This is a genomic window from Flavobacterium sp. TS_SC_5 (genome assembly GCF_056156265.1).
Map to the genome: position 1 here is coordinate 2,414,628 of NZ_CM149588.1, position 22,441 is coordinate 2,437,068.

General features: G+C 36.1%; 14 protein-coding genes, 1 other RNA gene and 1 pseudogene. 5 read left to right on the forward strand and 11 right to left on the reverse strand.

From position 1 onward, the window contains the following. Positions 1-8: 8 nt before the first annotated feature. The 3 genes and pseudogenes from AC0J6S_RS10580 to AC0J6S_RS10590 form a co-directional block, all read right to left on the reverse strand. Entirely contained in the window at positions 9-557 is a 549-nt protein-coding gene (locus AC0J6S_RS10580; protein WP_417980447.1) for an acyl-CoA thioesterase, read from the reverse strand. A gap of 32 nt (positions 558-589) precedes the next feature. Then, positions 590-2,029: a rubredoxin gene (locus AC0J6S_RS10585; RefSeq protein ID WP_474953779.1), complete on the reverse strand. Its 1,440-nt coding sequence runs from the start codon at positions 2,027-2,029 to the stop codon at positions 590-592. 72 nt (positions 2,030-2,101) lie between these two features. Continuing rightward, positions 2,102-5,615: pseudogene (locus tag AC0J6S_RS10590) on the reverse strand (molybdopterin-dependent oxidoreductase). Positions 5,616-5,795: 180 nt separating this feature from the next. On the opposite strand from AC0J6S_RS10590, the gene AC0J6S_RS10595 reads away from it, so the two are divergent. The 5 genes from AC0J6S_RS10595 (at position 5,796) to AC0J6S_RS10615 (ending at position 11,464) form a co-directional block, all read left to right on the forward strand. Continuing rightward, complete coding sequence (locus AC0J6S_RS10595) at positions 5,796-6,500, forward strand: Crp/Fnr family transcriptional regulator (RefSeq protein ID WP_474953780.1); 705 nt, start codon at positions 5,796-5,798, stop codon at positions 6,498-6,500. A gap of 306 nt (positions 6,501-6,806) precedes the next feature. Then, complete coding sequence (locus AC0J6S_RS10600; protein WP_474953781.1) at positions 6,807-8,258, forward strand: alginate export family protein; 1,452 nt, start codon at positions 6,807-6,809, stop codon at positions 8,256-8,258. A 26-nt stretch (positions 8,259-8,284) separates the two neighbouring features. After that, entirely contained in the window at positions 8,285-9,514 is a 1,230-nt protein-coding gene (locus AC0J6S_RS10605) for a CmpA/NrtA family ABC transporter substrate-binding protein (protein ID WP_474953782.1), read from the forward strand. Positions 9,515-9,542: 28 nt separating this feature from the next. Then, entirely contained in the window at positions 9,543-10,430 is an 888-nt protein-coding gene (ntrB, locus tag AC0J6S_RS10610; protein WP_474953783.1) for a nitrate ABC transporter permease, read from the forward strand. A 227-nt stretch (positions 10,431-10,657) separates the two neighbouring features. After that, complete coding sequence (locus AC0J6S_RS10615; RefSeq protein WP_474953784.1) at positions 10,658-11,464, forward strand: ABC transporter ATP-binding protein; 807 nt, start codon at positions 10,658-10,660, stop codon at positions 11,462-11,464. Positions 11,465-11,984: 520 nt separating this feature from the next. Here AC0J6S_RS10615 and AC0J6S_RS10620 read toward each other — a convergent pair. From AC0J6S_RS10620 to AC0J6S_RS10655, 8 genes are all read right to left on the reverse strand, one after another. After that, positions 11,985-13,466, reverse strand: a complete 1,482-nt coding sequence (locus tag AC0J6S_RS10620) for an MFS transporter (RefSeq protein ID WP_474953785.1) — start codon at positions 13,464-13,466, stop codon at positions 11,985-11,987. Positions 13,467-13,755: 289 nt separating this feature from the next. Then, on the reverse strand, positions 13,756-14,415 hold the full coding sequence (locus tag AC0J6S_RS10625; protein WP_474953786.1) for a response regulator: 660 nt from the start codon (positions 14,413-14,415) through the stop codon (positions 13,756-13,758). A gap of 103 nt (positions 14,416-14,518) precedes the next feature. Beyond that, complete coding sequence (locus AC0J6S_RS10630; protein ID WP_474953787.1) at positions 14,519-16,327, reverse strand: sensor histidine kinase; 1,809 nt, start codon at positions 16,325-16,327, stop codon at positions 14,519-14,521. Between the two features lie 12 nt (positions 16,328-16,339). Next, a complete protein-coding gene (locus tag AC0J6S_RS10635; protein ID WP_474953788.1) occupies positions 16,340-16,927 on the reverse strand; it encodes a DUF4202 domain-containing protein in 588 nt (195 codons plus the stop codon). Positions 16,928-16,956: 29 nt separating this feature from the next. Next, positions 16,957-17,334 (reverse strand): nitrite reductase small subunit NirD, encoded by a 378-nt coding sequence (gene nirD / locus AC0J6S_RS10640; RefSeq protein WP_474953789.1) that lies wholly within the window; start codon positions 17,332-17,334, stop codon positions 16,957-16,959. Positions 17,335-17,354: 20 nt separating this feature from the next. Then, a complete protein-coding gene (gene nirB / locus AC0J6S_RS10645) occupies positions 17,355-19,862 on the reverse strand; it encodes a nitrite reductase large subunit NirB (protein ID WP_474953790.1) in 2,508 nt (835 codons plus the stop codon). Positions 19,863-20,519: 657 nt separating this feature from the next. After that, positions 20,520-20,916, reverse strand: a transfer-messenger RNA (tmRNA) gene (gene ssrA / locus AC0J6S_RS10650). A 108-nt stretch (positions 20,917-21,024) separates the two neighbouring features. Then, a complete protein-coding gene (locus tag AC0J6S_RS10655) occupies positions 21,025-22,224 on the reverse strand; it encodes a serine hydrolase domain-containing protein (protein ID WP_474953791.1) in 1,200 nt (399 codons plus the stop codon). Positions 22,225-22,441: the final 217 nt, after the last annotated feature.

Genomic DNA, 22,441 nt, shown 5'->3' on the forward strand with positions numbered 1-22,441 from the left:
AATGGAATTCATTGCAATTCTACCTTGACATTATACTGATTTAAACTCAAAATAGTTTCAATAGACCCAAAAGTAGCAATGCTTCTTTGGTATTCTCTTTCTTTTTTCAAAGCAATTTGTTTGACACAGTTTTGAAACCGACTAACTTCTTTTAGATTGGTTAAAATTAATCCGGGAACGGGAGCGTTTTTTCCTTCTTTGTCTTTGGAAACCATTGTAAAATAAGACGAATTGCAATGTTTTAGGACTCCGGTTTGAATGTTTTCGGCTTCAACACGAATACCAATAATCATAGAACTCGTTCCCACGTAATTTACACTGGCTTTCATAGTTACCAGTTCGCCCACTTCAATAGGTTTCAAGAAATTCACCGTATCTACAGAAGCCGTTACACAATAATTTCCTGAAAATCTGGAAGCGCAGGCAAAAGCAATTTGATCGAGTAGTGATAAAATGTAACCTCCATGAATTTTGCCACTAAAATTAGTGTGCGAAGGCAGCATTAATTCTGAAATGGTGATATGTGAGGTGCTTACCGTTTTGAAAGTAGTGTTCATTTGATGCGTTAGTTGTTTTATAAATGGCTTTTTTATACAGTTCCCAGTTTTTCTCCGGCTAATACGATAAAGTTTATTTTTGGAGATTCACATAAAGAACAGTAATAATCCTCAGGTAAATCTTTGAATAAAACTCCTTTTTCAATGCCTTGAATAACATCGCCGTATTCTGAATTGTATAAAGTCAAGCACTCCGGACATTGATGAATGTCTTGCGCTACTTTCTCTTTTTTGGCAGCTTTTGTTGGTACTTCGGCAATTTGATTTCCTAATTCCTCAAAATATTTCCTACTCAATTCAATTAAAATCGTTGGCAATTCCAGTTTGTCCACATCTTGGGCATGAACAATATATTCTTTGGTATTTGGGTCAAAATTTTTGGCATACAAGACATTATAGGTGTCTCTAATTTTGATGGATTCTAAATCTTTTGGCAACTCATTTTTTTCAACTACAATCGAAGTGAAATAATGCCCGTCTCTGTTGTATTCTGATAAACCAAAGGTAAGCCCGTATGTGCTGATGTCAAACTGATCCAGCGTTCGAACCAGAAATGTTTTGAGATTCAATGCCCATTCTATCGCAACGGGTAAATGCCAGTTGAGTTCTAATAAGGAGTGACGCACGTTAATTCCTTTTTTGCCCAGGAATTTTTCCCAGTCTAATTTTCGGTCTTTTGGAATCCCTTTTATGATAAACGATTTCCAAGGCGTGATGCATATTTTTCCAATTTTACAATCAAAACACAAATCGCACATTGCTGCTAGAAAGTCTAAATCATAGAGGTTATTTCTCCAATACAAACCCAGCCAATATTGGTCAATTCCCAAACGATTCATGCCTTCGTAGTACGGGAAAGGATAAAAAGGAATGTTCAAGGGTTTGTCTATGGTTCTGTTATTGGTGTCCAAAGCATCGCTGACCAATTGAAAAATCATTTCAACAGAATCTGGTTCTTCAATAAGTTTCTTTTCTATTTCATAATATATTTCAGCGATATTCCAGCTGTAAATCAGTACGGGATACATTTCCATTTTGTCCCATTTGGGCAAACGAATGTATAGAAACCAGTAATCCTCGTGATCCGAAGCAATGAAGTTGATGTGTCCGGTAAACAAAGGAACAAGCTGTTGTTTTGGGTCGGTGATATTAACTTTTAGCTTGGGATGTTCCGTAAATTGTTCTAAAATATATAAAAATTTATTTCCCGTAAGCCAAGGTGTATTCCTAAAAATATTGGTGGAAACATAGGACGAAACAATGTTATTTCCGCTTTTTTCATTGGGATGAACAAAAAGATTTTTGCCGACTTTTTCCTTATCAACCGCCGTAAAATCTTTTGGAAATATAATGTCTTGTCGAGAACCAAAGGAGATGGAATCCAGCCCTTGTTCTAAAGCCATATTTACAATTTCTCGTAATTCACCCGGTGAAATCACGCCTCCTTTTACTATTAGTCTTGTCAATTCCATGTTTTTTATAGTTTCAAGTTTAAGGTTTCAAGTTTAAGGTTTCGTCTTTAAACCTTAAACTTGAAACAAACACTATTTAGTTTTTGCTAAAATTTCTTTCACTTCGGTTTTACAACTTCCGCAACCCAGTCCAGCGCCGGTGGTTTTGCATAATTCAGTGAAGTTAGTTACGCCGCTTTTTATGGCTTCTTCAATATTCCCGCTTCCCACTTGGCTGCAAGAGCAAACGAGTTTTCCTAAAACGGGTTTCGCATTCGAACTTCCTCTCAACAACGTATTTCTTTTGTCGGATAATTCGATTTTGCTTTCAATCATGGTTTTGAATTCGGCAAACTCATTTTTATCGCCCATCAAAATTGCACCTACTAACAAATCATTTTTGACGATACATTTTTTATAATATCTTTTTCCCAAATCAGAAAACACAATTTCTTCGTAGGAATCATCATTCTCTGGGATTTCAATTACACCAATGCTGCATAAATTGATGTCCTCGAGTTTCAGGATGTTCATTAAAACGGAACCTTTATAGAAACTGCTGATGTCGCCGGCCATAAAATTCGCCAAAACATCCGCTTGTTCTTCAGCCGCTGAGGTGATGCCGAATAACTGATTGTTGAATTCAGCGATTTCACCAATGGCAAAAATGTTTGGATTCGACGATTGTAAATACTGATTCACTTTTACGCCACGCCCGCAGGAAATGCCGGATTCTTTGGCTAATTCTATATTTGGGATAGTTCCAATGGTGTATACGATGGCATTAGCAGTTATGATTCGACCACTTTTGAGCGCAATTTCAATTTCGTTCGGGTTCTCTGTTTCGAATACCGTGCTAACTTCATTATCAAAATAAATTTGAATGTCCCGAAGCTGGACTTCCTCGGCCAGTAATTTACTGGAAATTCGATCTAATTGACGTTCCATTAATCGGGAAGCCCTTTGAATTATAGTAATTTTTACTTTTTTGTGTTTCAAGGCTGCAGCCAATTCCAATCCTAATAATCCACCGCCTACAATAACTACATGCTGCTCCTCTGGAGGCAAATTAGTGTCATCCAGATAGTTTTTCAATCGGTCCGCATCTTCTTTTTTTCTTATGGTAAAGCGTCCCGGCAGATGCAACTGCGCATTTTCAGGAATAAAAGGTCGGCTTCCGGTTGCTAATATCAGGGAATCAAAAGTATGAACGATGCCATCACTATCAAGAATTGTATTTTCTTTAGTGTTGATAGTATCAATTGAAACATTCGATTTCATCGTGATATTTAGCTTACTCAGGGCTTCGTCTTTGATTTTCAAAAGCTGTTCCCACGAAAGTTCCGCCGTTACATATTCGGGTAATAAAACGCGGTTGTAAAAAGGATTCTCTTCATTCGAAAACACGATAATTTCATCCGAAGTATTGATTTCTCTATAGTTCTGAATGAATCGGAAAGCGGCTGCTCCTGCGCCCACAACTGCGATTTTCTCAAAAGGTTTCACATATTTGGCAACAGAAACGGTCGTAAACTTAAAATCGGGTTCTTTTGAGATGGGATCTACAACGGTGTTGGTTAAATTATTGGTTCTGTTCAAGTCATTTTCTAATTGTTTTCCCCAGTGCATCGGCAAGAAAAGTATGCCTTCCCTAATCAGAATCAGACACTTTTGCTTTTACGCGAACAGTACCATTTTTGCTAGTCACCACCACAATATCGCCGCTTTTTATGGCTGCTTTGTAGGCATCAATAGGATTTATTTCCAGCATCGGACTTGGGATATGCGTCATCAATCGGGATACTTTTCCCGTTTTAGTCATCGTATGCCATTGGTCTCTAATGCGTCCCGTTGTTAAAATAAACGGAAATTGATTACTGGGTTGTTCTGAGGTATTCTCAATCGCTGTCGGCAGATTAAAAATCGCTTTTTGCGAAGGCGTATAGAATTTTTTATCCGCAAATAAACGAGGCGTTCCGGGATGTCCATAATCTGGAACTGGCCATTGAAAAGTACCTTCGTTTTTTAATCGATTGTAATTTAAAAAAGAAATATCAATATTGGTGTTTTTGGTCATCAGGCAATATTCCTTGTAAATGTCTTCGGCGGTGTTGAAATTAAAACCGTTGAAATTCATTTTTTTAGCAAAGCGAGTCAAGATTTCCACATCGGGAAGTGCTTCACCCGGTGCGTTGATGCCTTTTGGTAAATACGAAATTCGTCTTTCCGAATTCGTCATCGTGCCTTCTTTTTCTAACCAGCCTGCTGCCGGCAATAATAAATCGGCAAATTTTGAAGTATCAGCATTATGGGAAATCTCTTGAACCACCACAAATTTGGCATTAGCCAACGCTTTTTCTACTCGGCGAGAATCCGGTAAACTCACTAATGGATTGGTGCAAATAACCCAAATTGCCTTCATTTTTCCAGATTCTAAGGCTTCAAACATTTCTGTTGCCGTTAATCCCGGTTTTTCGGAGATGTCTTCCACTCCCCAAAAATCTGCAACTTCTTTTCGGTGAACGGGATTATTTAATTCTTTATGAACTGCGAGTAAATTTGCCATTCCGCCCACTTCACGACCGCCCATAGCATTGGGTTGACCCGTCAATGAAAAAGGGCCTGAACCCGGTTTTCCTACCTGTCCGGTGAGTAAAGAAAGGTTGAGTAAAGCGGTATTTTTATCTACGCCAATAGCACTTTGGTTGAGTCCCATCGCCCAAAGCGAAAGAAATCCTTTGGCTTTGCCAATGATGTCGGCGGCTAATTTGATATCGTTTACGGGTATTCCACAGAGTTTTGATGCTTTCTCTAGCGAGCTTGCAAGAACTAAATCTTTATATAATTTGAAATTTTCAGTATGGTTTTTAATGAAATCAGTGTCGGCATATCCTTTTTCGATGAGCCTTTTGGCCAAAGCATGGTATAAAACAATGTCAGTCCCTGGAATGATTTGTAAATGCAAGTCAGCATTTAAGGCCGAATCTGTTTTTCGGGGATCAATTACAATGATTTTTACTTTTGGATTTTTTTCTTTGTGTTGTTCGATACGTCTAAAAAGAATTGGGTGACACCAAGCAGGATTCGCTCCGGTTATCAAAAAGGTATCGGCGAGTTCAATATCGTTGTAAGCGATGGGAACCGCATCTTCGCCAAATGTTTTTTTGTAACCCACCACAGCTGAACTCATACACAAGCGAGAGTTGGTGTCGATATTATTGGTTTTCAGAAATCCTTTTACGAGCTTGTTTACCAAATAATACTCTTCGGTGAGGCATTGTCCGGAAATGTAAAATCCTACGCTGTCTGGACCGTGTTTTTTTATGATGGAGGTAAATACTGCCGCAGCACGATCCAAAGCAGTATCCCAGCTCACACGTTCCATAGGATGTGATTTACTCCATCGCATTTCCGGATATAGGATTCGGTCAGAAGTATCATTGACTACATAATGCAAGTTCAACCCTTTGGAACATAACATTCCTTTATTGACAGGATGGTTTTTGTCGCCGGTTACTGTTATTCCATTTTTAGAATCATTGGTTACTATAATTCCGCATCCTACTCCACAATAGGAACACGTAGTTTTGATTTCTGAATTTTGCATTATTGAATTTCTTTATTAATAATGAAAGCCTGTATTTGAGCGCTAACTAAGATATTGAAATGTAAAAATAAGTATTTTTACGTATTAATACGTATTAAACGAATATTATTTTATATTTTTGGTTAAAATAAATGAATGCATCCCATCATTTTGTAAACGATTTTTAAATTTTAGCTACGTATGAAAGAAGAATTAGCCACTTGTACCAGTTGCATAAATGAAAATTGTTTTATAAAAAAGCACCTTCATTTAGAACAAATGAAAAAGTACATTGATAAAAATCGAAGTTTCACTTGTAAAAAATCGCAACAATTTATAATTGAAGGGGCGCCAATCCAAGGCTTGTATTTTATTTACAAAGGAAAAGTAAAGACTGTAAAAACAGGCATTCACGGCAGAGAACAAATTGTACGTTTGACCAAAGATGGCGATACAGTTGGTTTTAGAGGCTTTGGTACGAGCAAGCGCTACCACATTGGTGCGTACGCTTTAGAGGATACGATGTTGTGTAATTTCAGTAATGAAGACATGCTGGAAATACTTCATAATGTTCCTGAATTTACCTTTGATTTAATGTTATTTTACGCAGAAGAATTGAATAAAAGCGAGAATAACATTCGAAAAATTGCCCAAATGAACGTAAGGGAAAGAGTCATTGATACCTTATTGTATATTCATAAAAAATTTGGTCAGTTGAACGGTGTTATCGATTTGGATTTATCCAGAAAAGAAATTGCCGATTTTGCAGGAACTACTGATGAGCAGGTAATTAGAGTGATTTCAAGTTTAAAAAAAGAAGTACTTATTACAACCATCGGTAAGAAAATAGGATTAGTCGACACAGACAAATTAAAATCTGAAATAAAAGAGCACAAATACCTTTAGTGCTCAATTTCAGATTGTATCCACCACCACTTCCCATTTAATTAACATCGAAAGTCTTTAAAAGTCAATTATCCAAACGCCTTTCGAGAAAATCCCAGAAGTTTCTACTTCCTTTTCTACGTATTCAATTCAGCTAACCTCAAGCTATTGCTGGGTTTGCTGCTATTTACTGCTAAAAGGCAGTAATTAAACTGACATAACTACTTTTTTTCTGGTATTAAAAAGCTATTAACAGCTGTTTTTTATATTATACGTAAGTATTTATACTTACGTAAATTTGCTACATACTAATTAAAACAGATGATTATGCAAAAGATTAAAACTACATCATTACGTATTCAAGGATTAAGCAAAGAAAAAATGTCAAGTAGAACTCTTTCCAAATCTATTTTCTTAGGCATTGCTTTAACATTTTTAATTTATAACGAAACCAAAGCGCAATTAACAGCAACAGGACAAGTAAGAGAAAGAACAGAACTTAGAGCGGGACAAGGAACGTTGCAGAAAGAAGATGATAAAGCAGGTTTGTTTACTTCACAAAGAGCGCGATTAAATATAGGTTATACTGGATATCGTTTTAAAGTATTTATGGCTTTGCAAGACGTACGCGTTTGGGGTCAAGATGCTTCAACTATAAACAGAACAACTACTGAAGCGAATAACGGAATTTTATTGCATGAAGCTTGGGGAGAGATTATGTTGAATGATACGATTAGTAAAATCCAGAATCTATCCGTAAAGTTTGGACGCCAGGAAATCTCGTATGATGACCAAAAAGTATTGGGCGGTTTAGACTGGTTGCAACAAGGAAGAAGACACGATGCTGTTGTTTTTAAGTTTGCGAATAAAGGTTGGATTGCCGATGTTGGAGCTGCTTTTAATCAAAACAAAGAACTAAACACAAGCACTATTTATAACGGGACAAATCCTGCTTATGGTGCCGGTACAAATGGAATTGGAACAATGTATAAATCCTTTCAGTATGCGTATTTAGGTCGAAAATTCTTTTTTGGAGATGTGTCTTTTCTGTTCTTCAAAGATGATTTCAATAAATACACTAATGTAACTTCAGGAACTCCGGCGGTAACTACTAAAGTATTTGGAGAAGGAGTTTGGAGCCGCAATACAACCGGATTTTATTTTAATTCGACGATTACCAGAAAACTGAATCTTACGGGAAGTCTCTACCATCAAGGCGGAAAGGACAAAGATGGTCGCTCTATAAGTGCTAATCTGGCTTCTATTACTTCAGCTTTGCAAGTGGGAAGAAAATTATTTGTAGGCCCTGGAATCGATTATTTATCGGGTGATGACGGTACAAAAACAGTAACGGCAACGTCAGATAATAATCGTTTTGATCCGCTTTATGGAACACCACATAAATTCTGGGGAAGCATGGATTATTTCTATGCGGCGAATGGTTTTGGAAAACAAGGATTACTTAACTATTTCTTCAAAGTGAAGTACAATGTAAAAGATAATTTGAGTCTCTTTTTAGATGTTCATGGTTTTCAAGCTGCGGATAAATTATCTAACGGAGCTGGAGGAGAATTAAGTTCTTATTTAGGAACCGAAGTGAATTTGTTAGTGAAATACAATTTAACCAAAATGATCAATATTGAAGCGGGTTATTCTATCATGAAAGCGACTAATTCTATGGCTTCTGCGGCGGTTAAGAATGTTACAACACCAGATTTAAGTCCGCAATTTGCGTATGTAATGGTCAATATTAAACCTAATTTTTTAGCTAAAAAATAAAAAAATAACTTTTAAATCTTTTTAAAATGAAAAAATCAAATCAACAAATAATAGGGAATTTCCAAGCAATACTATTGATGGTTTTAGTAGTATTCAGCTCGGCTTTTACAACAATAACCGCCCAAAAAGATCCGGTGCGATTAGGATTTATTCCGCTTACGGATTGCTCGCCAATAGTTATGGCAAAGGAATTGGGTTTGTTCAAGAAATACGGTGTTGAGGTTGTGGTGACCAAAGAATCGTCTTGGGCAAATGTTCGTGACAAAATCCTGACAGGAGAATTAGACGGAGCACATTGTTTGTATTCCATGCCATTTTCAGTATACACCGGAGTAGGTGGAAAAGCAGGTTCCGAAATGAAAATTGCGATGATGCTGAATGTAAACGGACAAGCGATTACGCTTTCAAAAGATTTTTGTGGAAAAGTGGGATTCAAACAAATGAATAAAGTGACTCCAGTGGTTGCGGCTAAACTAAAAGCCGAAAAAGAAGTGACTTTTGCAATGACATTTCCTGGAGGAACACACGATTTATGGTTGCGCAACTGGATGTCAATTGCAGGTTTGAATCAAAAAGCAGTAAAAATCATTACAATTCCACCGCCTCAAATGGTTGCTAATATGAAAGTGGGTAATATGGACGGGTTTTGTGTAGGAGAGCCTTGGGGTGGCGTTGCGGTAAAACAAGGAATTGGATTTACACAAGTGGCTTCTCAGGATATTTGGAAAGATCACCCGGAAAAAGCTTTGGTGGTAAACAAGGATTTCAGTGCTAAACGCAAAGCCGATTTAGTGAAAGTAATGAAAGCCGTTATGGAAGCCTGCATTTGGTTAGACAATCCTGTAAACCGTAAAAAAGCAGCAGCGATTATCGGTAGAGCGCCTTATGTGAACGCTCCGGCTGATGTAATCGAAAACAGATTGATGGGAAATTATGATTTGGGTTGCAACCAAGGAACACAAGTATATGCCAAAGATTATATGTTGTTTCACAAAGGCGGAATGGTAAACTTTCCTCGTAAATCACACGCAATATGGGCAATGGCGCAGTTTGTTAGATTCGGATATTTGAAAGAAGCACCAAATTATGCTGCCATTGCAGATAAATTGATTTTGGATGATTTGTATAAAGAAGTAGCGGCAAGCATGAAAATTAAAGTGCCAAATGATGATATGAAACCATTTGCACTTACCATGGATAAAACGGTTTTTGATCCTGCAAATCCTGCGGCTTATTTGAAAGTTGTAAAAAGATAAATGAATTATTAAACTAAATTTTAGAACCATGTCCGATAAAAACACACTAACTATTGATGCATTAGATTCATCCATCAATGTGGCGACAGAAAGCAAAAAAAGTGTCGCAGCAGAAAATTATAAAATCAAATTAGCCGTAAATACACTACTTGAAAAATCAAAATCAGGCTTTTTTGCCGGAATTGGTTTGGTCATTTTTGGAGGCTTTTGGAGCTTACTCAGTTATTTTACTCAAGACGCACTTCCGGGACCAGTGGCTACTTTGACCGTTTTAAAAGAAATGTTAAGCGATCCGTTCTATGATTACGGACCAAATGACAAAGGAATTGGATTGCAATTGTTCAGCTCTATCAAAACGGTACTTTCCGGATTTTTATTGGGTTCTTTAATTGCCATTCCTATTGGGATTCTTATGGGAGCAAGCACCATTTGCAAACAAATTTTTTATCCAATCGTTCAGTTGCTCAAACCCGTTTCGCCGCTGGCTTGGTTCCCAATTGGCTTGGTAGTTTTCAAAGACACCGGAATGGCAACCGTATTTATCGTATTCATCACCTCATTATGGTCCACGCTGATCAACACTTCTTTTGGAGTGGCGTCGATTCCGCAAGATCATAAAAATGTGGCTAAAGCTTTTGGTTTTTCCAAGATGAGATACCTGACTAAAATCTTAATTCCCTATAGTTTACCACACATTATCACCGGATTACGATTGAGTATTAGCGTCGCTTGGTTGGTAATTGTAGCGGGCGAAATGTTGTCCGGTGGTGCAGGAATCGGGTTTTTTGTATGGGACAGCTGGAATGCGCTAAGTCTCGAAAAAGTAATTTCGGCCATTATTATCATCGGGATTGTAGGATTGCTTTTTGATAGAATCTTCACTTTTATCGAAAATAAAGTAGCTTACAAAGCGTAGTTTTAAAATTAGAAAGTTTTTCTTTTGGGCGTGCCCCTTCAGATTGCTTCGTCTGTCGCCTCGCAACTTCGGGTCGCGCTGTACGTTCCCGCTTTTTTTAAGCCGAGAAAATCGGCTCAAAAAAGAGCTCCACTGCCATCACTCACGCAAACCCGATAAATAAAGAATTCACTATAAAATAACATCGATTTTTAGAGCCAATCTTTAAATCATTAAATAAAGAAATCATGAGTTATTTAGAAATTAAAGATTTGGAAATTTCATTTCCAACACCAAAAGGAAAATATGTAGCCGTAAGAGATATCAATCTGTCCATCAAAAAAGGGGAAATCATCTCCATCATTGGACATTCCGGTTGTGGAAAATCGACTATTATGAATGCGATAGGAGGAATGCTTACGCCAACAGGAGGAACAGTAGCATTAGATAATAAAAAAATAAAAGGACCGGGACCGGATCGCGGAATCGTTTTTCAAAATTATTCGCTTTTGCCTTGGATGACTGTTGAACAAAACATTTTTCAAGCAGTTGATTCGGTAATGGATTGCTCCAAAAAAGAGAAACAAGAAATTGTCGAGAAAAACCTGAAAATGGTTAATTTATACGAGCATAAAGATAAGTTACCCGGACAATTATCGGGTGGAATGAAACAAAGAGTTGCCATTGCCAGAGCTTTTGCCATCAATCCGGGCGTGTTGCTATTAGATGAACCCTTTGGCGCTTTGGACGCCTTAACCAAAGGTTCGATGCAACTGGAAGTGTTGAAATTATGGAATTTAAACAACCGTGAAAAAACCATCGTTATGATTACGCACGATATCGAAGAATCCTTATTCCTATCCGATAGAATTGTGGTGCTGAATAACGGTCCGGCTTCCACCATCAGGGAAATTGTAGAAGTACATTTGCCAAGACCCAGAAACAAAATCGAAATCGTAAAAATGCCCGAATATATTGAACTAAGAGATAAATTATTACACCTCTTAACCGATAAGTTCTCCATCGAAGATATGGGAATGGTGTATAAAAGTTAGTTTTATTTAATTTTTTTGAGTGAAAAATCCCTGTAATGTTAAAACGTTACGGGGATTTTTGTTGGATATATATTTAAAGAGGGGATATTGTAAAGACGTGCGACATAACCGCATTGTAGAGACGCACTGCAGTGCGTCTCTACAATGCGATAAACAGATTAATTGGGTTTTTAGATCGTAGTATTTATCATCAATCTCAAATATTGACTTAATTTAAAATGAATCGCAAATGCAATTATAACAATGATCGTTAATTCGCTAATCCGTGGTTGATTTGGAACATTCAATTAAAACAAAAAACCGCAAATCACAAACATAAAATCTATGAATCTGCGGTTGAATACTTTTTTTAGCTTCTACACAAGATATAAAACCGTAATAGGAAAATTAGTTTTATAACTGTGTATGAAGTAAAAACTTTCTAGAGGAATCGAAAGTTTAGGAAACTTTTTTAAAGGTGGTTTTTGTGTATGAATAACAACTTCTTTAACCCAAATAACCCATTCAAAAAAGTATATTTTTATTTTTTGCGCTCCATTTCTCGGGATAGCGTAGGTTGTTTTTCGTTCATGATTTTCGTTACTGTAAAGTGCATCCAAATCAAACAAATGGCTGAAAATAACAGGATGAATATCCAAGAGCTGGACCAAATTCCTGTTGCTGTCAGTAAATAACTGAAGATTATTGGTCCAAAAAAACCACCTAATCCACCAATCATTCCTACCATTCCACCTACAACACCCACTTCTGTCGGGAAATATTCAGGAATATGTTTGTAAACGGCAGCTTTGCCAATTCCCCAGGAAATACCAATCAGAATCACCAAAACTAAGTACACCCACATATTGGCATCAAAACGAATATGGGTAATTCCTTTAGCAATCAATTCCTTTTTCTTGACATCTTGATTCTGACTTACAACTACTTGTTGCCACGATGTTCGAACCGGAAAAATAGAACTTTGCTGCGGTTGTTCTGTCTTTTGAGTAATGGCAAAATCGGTGTCACCAATTTTTACATTCGAATCAGAAACCATAGTGATTGTACCTTTTTTGGTGGCTAAAACTCCAGGCCCTGTTGTGGTAATATCCATTTTTGGAATCATCAACAAAGCACTTAGGATTACAGAAGAACCCAATACCCAATACATCACTTTTCGAGCACCAAATTTATCCGATAAATATCCTCCAAAAGCACGAATCACTCCAGATGGTAAGCTGAACATGGTGGCGAACAATCCACCCATCACAAGACTCGTTTGGTATACATTCATGAAATTAGGCAACAACCATTGGGAATAAGCAACAAAACACCCAAAAACCAAAAAGTAATAGGCTCCAAATCGCCAAACGCGTGCGCTTTTTAAGGAATACAGCATTTGTGAAACGGTTTTGGTGTGGTTTTCTATCTTTTTGTTTTTGGCAAAAATCAAGAAAAATACCCCAATAACGACTAAAGCAAAACCATATATAATAGGTAATAATTTCCAACCGTTTTGCGGATCATCAAGTGAGAAATGATTCAATAAAGAGGGGGCAATGAATGTGGTAATAGCAGCTCCGGCATTTCCCATTCCGAAAATCCCCAATGCTCTACCTTGCCATTCTTTTGGATACCAAATAGAAGTATAGCCAATACCAACGGCAAAGCTTGTTCCTACCATACCAAACAAAAAGCTTAAAAGGGCAAACATAAAAAAACTATCCGCTAATGGCAGTAGAAATAAGGGAATAGAGCAGAGAAGGAGTAGTATGGAGAAAACGTATTTTCCGCCAAATTTATCAGTCAAAATACCAATTGGTAATCGCATAATGGAACCCGTAAGAATTGGAATTCCCAGAAGCCATCCCACTTGCACAACGCTCCATTTGAAGATACCGTTGTCTACCAAGAAAGTTACCAAAACACCATTTAAAGTCCAGCAAGCAAAACATATCGTGAATGCAAGTGTGTTTAAAAATAAAATTTTATGCGATTGGGATAAAGAGTTTGAAGTTTTCATCGTACCTATATTTTTTTACAAATATAAGTACTATTACTTAATTTAAGTATTTAATACGTAAAAATACGTATTTGTGTCAATGTTTTAAAATTTGAGGTATTTATTTCTAAATAGCTATTATTGGACTTGTATATTATGAAATTATTAAGCAAGTTGCTCTTTTTAAGCTTGAAAAAAAACTTAGTTGCATGAAAAAAGATTTTTGAATACGAAATTGATATTGTTTTTAGCCGAGAATCAAGAAAATAGTATACGTAGTCTAGGAAAATAAGTGTTTTTAGAGTTGCGTTTATATCAAGGAATACTCGTTAGCTTTATTAGAAAGTTCCATAAGGTTTTTTACTTTCAATTTTTTCATCAAATTAAAACGATGTACTTCGGCAGTTCTTTTGCTGATATCTAAAGCCTCGGCAATTTCTTTGTTTCCCTTGCCTGACAATAAAAGTTTAAGAATTTGGCGTTCTCTTTTGGTAATCAACTGCTCTTCGTCGGACATTTGTTTTGGTTCCTGAACCGAATTTGAATTGGTCAGTTGTCCAATTAATATAGATGAAATGTCGCCACTGAAATATTTTCCGCCATTAGAAATGGTATGCAATGCCTTAAGAAATTCTTCTTTACTAGATCCTTTTAGTAAGTATCCGTCAGCTCCGGCTTTGATTGATTTTAATACGTATTCCTCTGATTCATGCATGGACAGCATAACAATTTTAACCAAATTATTTTGACTTCGTAGTTTTTCGACAACTTCAATTCCTGTCATATTAGGCATGCGAATATCTAAAATTAGTAAGTCAGGTTTACAACTTTCTACTATTTTCAATGCCTCCAAACCGTCGGTCGCTTCGCCGACAACTTCAATATTTGCTTCGTTTTCCAATAATGATTTGATTCCGTCTCTCACAAATACATGGTCATCTGCCAATACAACTCGAATAGTATTACTCATAATTTGCTTAATTTTAAAATCTAATTTTTACGTATAAAAACCTAAAAGGAAGGCTAAGATACGTAATTCTTAAAAATAAAGTCCTAATTCTAAAATTTATCTTTTATATGGGAATATTGAAGGTGATTCGGGTTCCTTCACCGGGAATGGAGTTAAAGAAAACACGACCATTAATGTATTGTATTCTTTCTTTCATAAAAAGCAATCCCATTCCGGACTCGCTGTTTCGCTTTTTCTCTGCTGCATTAATATCGAATCCTTTTCCGTTATCGTCGATTGTAATGCTCAATATGGAATAGCTATGAGACAATTGTACAATAATATGAGTAGAATCAGCATATTTAATGGCATTGTTAATTGCTTCTTGCGTTAGTCTGTAAATATTGATTTCTATTAGCGAATCCAGACGTTTGTCAAAATTGGTTTTGTTGTAAAAAAGAATATTCTTCCCGGTTAGTTTTGATAATTCTTGAGTGAGTTTTGCAAGCGCGGAATTGATTCCGTGGTCGCTTAATTCTGGTGGCATTAAGTTGAAAGTGGCCGTTCGTACTCCTTTTATAATATCCAAAGATAGTTTTTTGAGGTACTCAATTTTTTGAGATGCTTTTTCTTTATCATCCAGATTAATGCTTTCCAAACTGAATTTTAATCCGGTTAACATTTGTCCAATTCCGTCGTGGATTTCTCGTGCAATTCTATTTTGCTCGTTTTCCTGATTTTCGACAATTTTACTCGAAATAACCTTCTGCTGATTGATTTTGTCGGTTACATTTTCAGTGTTCAATCGCTCGACTTCCTCTTCTGCTTTTTTACGCTCAGTAATATCAAAACAGATAATCAATAATTCGGATTCTTCTTTTTTTATGGTAACTGGAACCATCGATAAATCCAGCCAAATAGATTCTCCATTTCTATTGGTAATGTTTATTTCGCCTTGCCAGCCACTTCGTTGTTTTTCAGTAATAATCCGGTCAATAACGATTTGCTCTTTCTCTATTGGTGTTACGACTTGAGAGAATGTTTTGTCAGAAATAAAGGGATTGTATTGCAATAATTTAGAGAACTTTTCTCCAATGTGTATCAGCTTTCCATCCGGTGAAACGCGGCAATAGAGTAAGGTGTTTTCCATCGCATAATTGAGCGATTTCAATTCTTTGACTGAGTTTTCTTTTATTTCGCTTATAACTTCAGTGTCGTGTGCGAGTTTCAAAGCCTTTTTTTCGGATAGCAGCAGTTTAGAAATTAGCTTTTCTACTTTTTTATTTGTGGGTTTAAAAATGAATAGAAATTCCAGTAATAAAATCAATAATGTAAAAGCCAAAATCGCATATTCCGTTTTACTCTGCAGGGTTACTTTTTCTAGTGCTTCTTTGTCATATTCATTAACAATTTGGTTCATTTTAGACAGGAAAACTACTTGATTTTCAAGAATGGATTGTACTAATTTTTGATTTTCGGGTTCTTTTTTGTTTAGTTTTTTATTTTCTAAAAAAATGGTAGTAGCGTTAACTATACTATCAAAATTAGGTTTAATGAACTTAAATAATTCAGAAAGGGATTTACTCTTCTCTTTTGGAAAACCGAGGCTGTCATTTCCTTTTTCTAAATTATAATGGGTAGTTTTCCAAAGCGAAAGCGTTTCATTGATACTGTTTATTTTTTCGTTTTTTTTAGCAGTATCTGTTACGAAATTTAAAATCAAAACTTCTTTCGTCAACTTCTGGCTCAACATTCTTTGTTTTCCGGAAATATTGATTATTCGGGAATCGCTCATTTGACTGTTGAGATTGTATTGTATCAACAGCTGGCTTAACAATACCGTAATGGCAATCGTCAATAAGGCGAAAAGATACAATCGTCGCAAGTTTTTAAATGAAATAGTATCGATAGACGCTTTTGCGCTTTTTTTCATAACGAAATCAAATTACAATCCAAGTGCCTCTTTTATCAATTCAAGATTCGTATTGCTGTAGTTTATTTTTAAGGCTTCCTGATGTCCTGTTTCTGACATTTTATTCCAAGTTTTCAGAATGATATTTTTCATTTTTTCCCTGTCGTGTTTTTGTACAAAAGGGTCTAAATAATATTCTAGAAAAACCAGACAAATAACGTCTTCGAGGAGTTGCGTTTCAGCGTCTTTTTTGAGTAATTTTTTTTCAATTAAAAATGAAACTCTGGCTATAAATTCTTCTGAGTAGGCTGCTTTTTCTAAAATTACAGTGGTGGTTTGGGCATGGAATTTTTTCAAATCTTCGCGCCATTTCAGATATCCCACACGATCCATTGGGTAGGATTCCCGCGCTATTTTCCATCGGCAAATGTGTTGCGCTTTGGAAGCTATTTGAATGGCTTCGGATGCATTTGGATAGAAATCCATCAGCCTCTCATACATTCTGTTCGAATACAATAGTTCCTTTGGATAGGTTACAGATTGGCATATTTCGTGATTTGGATCTTGAGCATTCTCTGCATCAATCCATGTACTTGCGTTTTGGAATGGTGTTGTTGTCATTTAAAATGTTTGAAATCAAAGATACATAATTAATCCAAAAAGCCAACGAAGACCTCATCATCGACAATTTTTACTGGGTAAGTCGCTATTTTTAAATCATCCCCATTTAGGTTTGAACCGTCTATAAGCGAAAATGTTTTTTTGTGCATCGGACAGGCAATTTTAGGGATATCGTCTGCTGAACCTAACATTCCACGGGATAGTACCATTTCCATTTTATGCGGACAGGCATTTTGACAGGCATACCATTGATTGCGGCGACTAAAATTGAAAATGGCAATTTGTTTGTTTTTGTATTTAATACAGCCGCCTCTATTAGTCGAAAAATCAATCGTTTTTCCTGCCTTGAACCATATTTTTGCATCATTTGGATGTACTGTTTCGTATTGATCTAAGATGTTTTCCATGTTTGTGTTTTTATTTTTTTTTACCAAGATTTTGGCATTTTTTGATCTCTTAAAGGAACATATTCAATATTGTCGTCCTTCTCATCAGAATTAACGAAGTGGTTAAAACGCTTCATCAATCTTGGTTTTTCAAGAACTTGCTTCCATTCACATTCAAAAGTGCCAACCAGCGACTCCATTTCTGCTTCTAATGTTTCGCAAATCTCCAAACGGTCAAAGATGATTACTTCTTTCAGGTAATCCATGCCACCGTCTAATTTTTCCAACCATGTGGCCGTTCTGACTAATGGTCCGGCAGTTTGGATGTAGTACATTAAGAAACGATCTAAATATTTGATAACGGTTGCTTTGTCTATTTGCTCGGCCAATAAAACAGCGTGTTTTGGATTCGCTCCGCCGTTGCCACAGATGTAAAGATTCCAACCACCTTCAACTGCAATTAGTCCAAAATCTTTACCTCTTGCCTCGGCGCATTCCCTGATGCATGCAGAAACGCCTCCTTTTATTTTATGTGGGGCACGAATTCCCTTGTATCTGTTTTCTAATTCAATGGCAAAACCAGCACTGTCATCCATACCATAACGGCACCAAGCATTTCCTACACAACTTTTTACGGCTCTTAATGATTTTCCATAAGCGTGTCCACTTTCAAAACCATTTTCGATTAGTATTTTCCAAATTTTTGGCAAATCATTTAAGTGTGCACCAAATAAATCGACACGTTGTGCTCCGGTAATTTTAGTGTATAAATCAAATTGTTTGGCCACTTGTCCGATGACAATTAGTTTTTCCGCAGTAATCTCTCCACCGGCAATTCTTGGAACAACAGAATAGGTTCCGTTTCTTTGAATATTGGCAAGGAATCGGTCATTTGTGTCTTGGGTAGTAACGTGTTTGTTCGCGGTGTCATTATAGATACTGGAGAAAATAGAAGCAACTACTGGTTTGCAAACTTCACAACCATCCCCATTACCATGATGATCAATTACTGCGTAGAAATTGGTGTATTTATTTATTTTTACTATATCAAACAATTCTTGTCTGTTATAATGAAAATGCTCGCATATCGTGTCTTTAACTTCTTTTCCTATTGATTTTTGAGTGGCTTTTACAATATCGACCACCATCGGTTTACAGCCACCACAACCCGTTGTAGCTTTGGTAAGTTTCACAACATCTGATAAGCTGGAACAAGTTTCATCAATAATGGAACAGCAAATAGCCCCTTTTGTAACATTTTCGCAAGAACAAATTATTGCTGAATCCGGTAAATCCATTGCACTTCCAAAAGAAGATGTTTCACCGCCTCTTGAACCCAAAATCAAATCTTCCGGGTTTTTAGGCAAAGCCATAGCATTGCTGTAAATTTGGAATAAAGCATTATAATCACTCGAGTCGCCAACTAAAATCCCGCCTAAAAGGGTTTTCCCGTCTTTGGTAACATTAATTCTTTTATAAATTCCATTGAACTTATTTTCGTAAACAATGGCAGTCACATTTTCATTTTCATTAAATGGATCTCCAAAACTCGCCACTTCAACCCCAATTAATTTTAATTGTGTAGACATATCGATGGTTTCCCGCATCGTTTTTGCCCCTTTTAGGATTTGTTCAGCGGCAACATCGGCCATTTCATATCCAGGAGCTACCAGACCATAAATCATATGATTGTAAAGCGCTACTTCGCCTATCGCATAGATGTATGGATCTGAAGATTGCATTTTGTTGTTTACTACAATTCCACCTCGTACGCCAACTTCCAGTCCGGAAACTCTTCCCAGTTCGTCTCGTGGTTTTATCCCTGCAGAAATTACCAACATATCGACTTTCAGGAGATTTTCTCCTTCAAACATCATTCCTGTTATAGCATCATCACCTGCAATGTATTGGGTTGATTTATTCAGGTGAATGCTAATATTAAGTTCTTCAATTTTTGATTTTAACATCTCACTGGCACCTTTGTCCAGTTGTCTGGGCATTAATCGGGGAGCAAATTCCACTACATGAGGATTTAATCCTAAATCATAGACTGCTTTAGCGGCTTCTAATCCTAATAATCCACCACCAAGGACGGCAGCTTCTGTAGCGCCATTTTGCTTTATTTTTTTGGCGTAAGCCATAATTGCATCCAGATCTTCTATGGTTCTGTATACAAAAACCCCTTCTTTATCTACCCCTTCAATGGGCGGAACAAAAGCAGCCGAACCTGTTGCTAAAACTAAGTAGTCGTAAGTATGAGTTTTCTTTAAATGGGTGTGGATTGTTTTTTGCTCTCTATTAATATCCGTAATTAATTCAGAGGTGTTTAATATGATGTTGTTTTCTTCATACCAATTGGAGGTTGATAATGATAAGTCGTCAGCGCCTTTACCGGAAAAGTATTCGCTCAAGTGAACTCTATCGTAAGCGCGTCTTGGTTCTTCTCCAAATACGGTGATTTGGTATTTTTCTTGTCCTGATTTTGCAATGAATTTTTCACAAAACTTGTAACCTACCATGCCGTTTCCGACTACTATTACTTTAATCATAATCTTCTTAATTAAGTATTATTAGACAAATATAAGTATTAATACTTAATTAAGATACTTAATTTGTGTTTTTAAGAATTAATTAGTAATTCTTAAAAAAGGGTATTTTATATAGGATATTTGTAATATAAGGTGCCATTTTTTGAAATAAATATTTTGTGGATTAAAACACTGTAATATGCTTTTAATTCAATAAGACGAAAATTCTGCGTTAAAGGCTGTCAAGACAACTGTTACTAAAATCATTGAAATTTTATATTTTTTCGTTGTGAATTGAATATAAATTAGACTTTTTATTAGATCATATTTGAAGAGAAAAAAATATAAGGAAATTGTTAAATGGTCAGAAAGGCTAATTATTAGAAAGTTTTTAAGATTTCTTTCGAAAATTGTGATTAAGAAGGATGCTGGAAAAACCAGTCAAATTGACCACCTGATTTTGGGGTAAAATTGAGCATTAAGAACTACAGACTTTTTCATGCTGTTAGCACCATACATTCGTTATAAAATACGGATTATGGCAAATAAAATAACAGAAAAGAGTATATATCGAACACCTACAATGATTGATTTATTGTCTCGTAATCACCTGTTAATGAAGGAAAAAGGTTTGCTTTTATATAATAAAAAAAGGGATGATTTTTCAATCATCCCATCCTGTGGAGTCGCCGGGAATCGAACCCGGGTCCAAACAAGCAACTAAGAAGCTTTCTACGCGTTTATTTCCTGATTGAATTTTCGATAGTGTACTAGGCCAGAAACAGCCACACGCTACTTATCTTCTTAATTTTGAAATCCACCCGAAGCTCATGGAAATCTAGGTTTATTTTTACGGTTCCCCTGAACTGAACGCCACAAACCAAGGCTTTCAAGGAGAATCCAGCTTTCCTATCTGATAGGAACGTGGCGTAATCGTACTTTAATTCGGATTATGCAGCTAAAGCGTAGTTATTTTCGCCGTGTAAAATGATAAGATCTTATATTTACGAGCAAGGTCTCAATGCTCGACGTGCTTACTAATCAATTCGACTTGCTGTCAAAACCAGTCGACCCCTTTTTTATTTCAAAATCCAAACCTGAATTTTGAGTTGGCAAATGTACACTTTTTATTTTAACTACTATTAATGAATTACTATCAGTATTTCAAAAACCGTACCTTTTTTTATTCATCTTTTAATCGGAACGGATAGTCGCCAAATAGCACAGCCAATTTACGAACGTCATACGTTTTACGGGTAAATTTATTAGATAGCGCTATAATGGTTACTCCTTCTTTTCGTAATGTGATATAGGATGATGTATTTCCGTGCCACCAACCATTATGAAAATAAAAATTTTGTCCCGTTTCCCAATTGACCATTCGAATTCCAAGACCATAATTTTTTGTTCCTTTACGTTCATTGCTGTATCCTTTATACACTTGACTTTGTAATTCAGGTGTTAAAAAAGAAGAATTGTTTCTGGCTCTGTCAAATTTAAATAAGTCCCGCGGTGTCGAATATATGTTCTTATCTCCGTAAACTGCATCCAGATAATCTTTTCCTATCTCAACTTTATTCCCTTTATAAGAAGTAACTGCAGTATCTTTATCTCTTTCATAGTCAAAAATATAGGTATTTTTCATACCGAGTGGTTCGAAAACAATCTGTTTCATGGCATCTTTGTAAGGTAGTTTTGTGATTTTTTCAATTATTAATGCCAGCATGGCATAATTAGTATTACAATAACTAAAGCGGGTATCGGTTTTGAATTCTAATCCAATATCTTTAGTCGCCATGATTGTCAGAATATCTTGATTGGTAAGTATGTTTTTTCTATCCCAAATAGTTTTGTCACGATCTGTAAAATAGGCATAATGACGCATACCGCTTCTGTGGTTCAGTAATGTTCTTATGGTAACATCCGGATAAGGGAACTCTTTCAAGATTGTATTTACCTTTTGATCTAGTTCTATCCTTTTTGCATTTACGAGTTTCAAAATAGCGGTTGCCGTAATAACCTTACTAACTGATGCAATATGTAAAGGAGTAGATTTAGTAATTAATGTTTTATCTCTGAAATTAGCGTAGCCTTCGTATTTCTCATAGATAATTTGGCCGTTTTTAGCAACCAAAAAACTTCCGTTTGCACTGTTATTAGGCCAGTTTTTTTTGTAAAACGAGTCTATTTCTTGTTTTTTCGAATTGATATACTCTGCCGTAAGTTTAGGCTCCGGGTTTGTTAACGGCTTCTTTTTAGGTAATGTACTCTTTGGTAGTTTGGCATCGCTTAACTCAACTTTCTTTTTCTCTTTTGCGCAAGAGCCCAAAATTAAAAAGAGGAGAAATATATATAGTATCTTTGTTTTTTTTATAAAAATCATTTCTGTAGTGCTAGAAAGGCAAATATATAGAATCAATGTCTTTTTAGACGTTGTTTTTTCCAAACCTTAACACTATTTTATTAGTCGTCTGTAATCCCATTTTCGGTACTATTTTGGACATCAGGGAGTAGTAGTTTTCAGTCAGTGTATTTTTATTAAAAAATAAATTCAATTTAGTTTAAATTGTTATATTTGTAACAAATATGTATTATAAAGT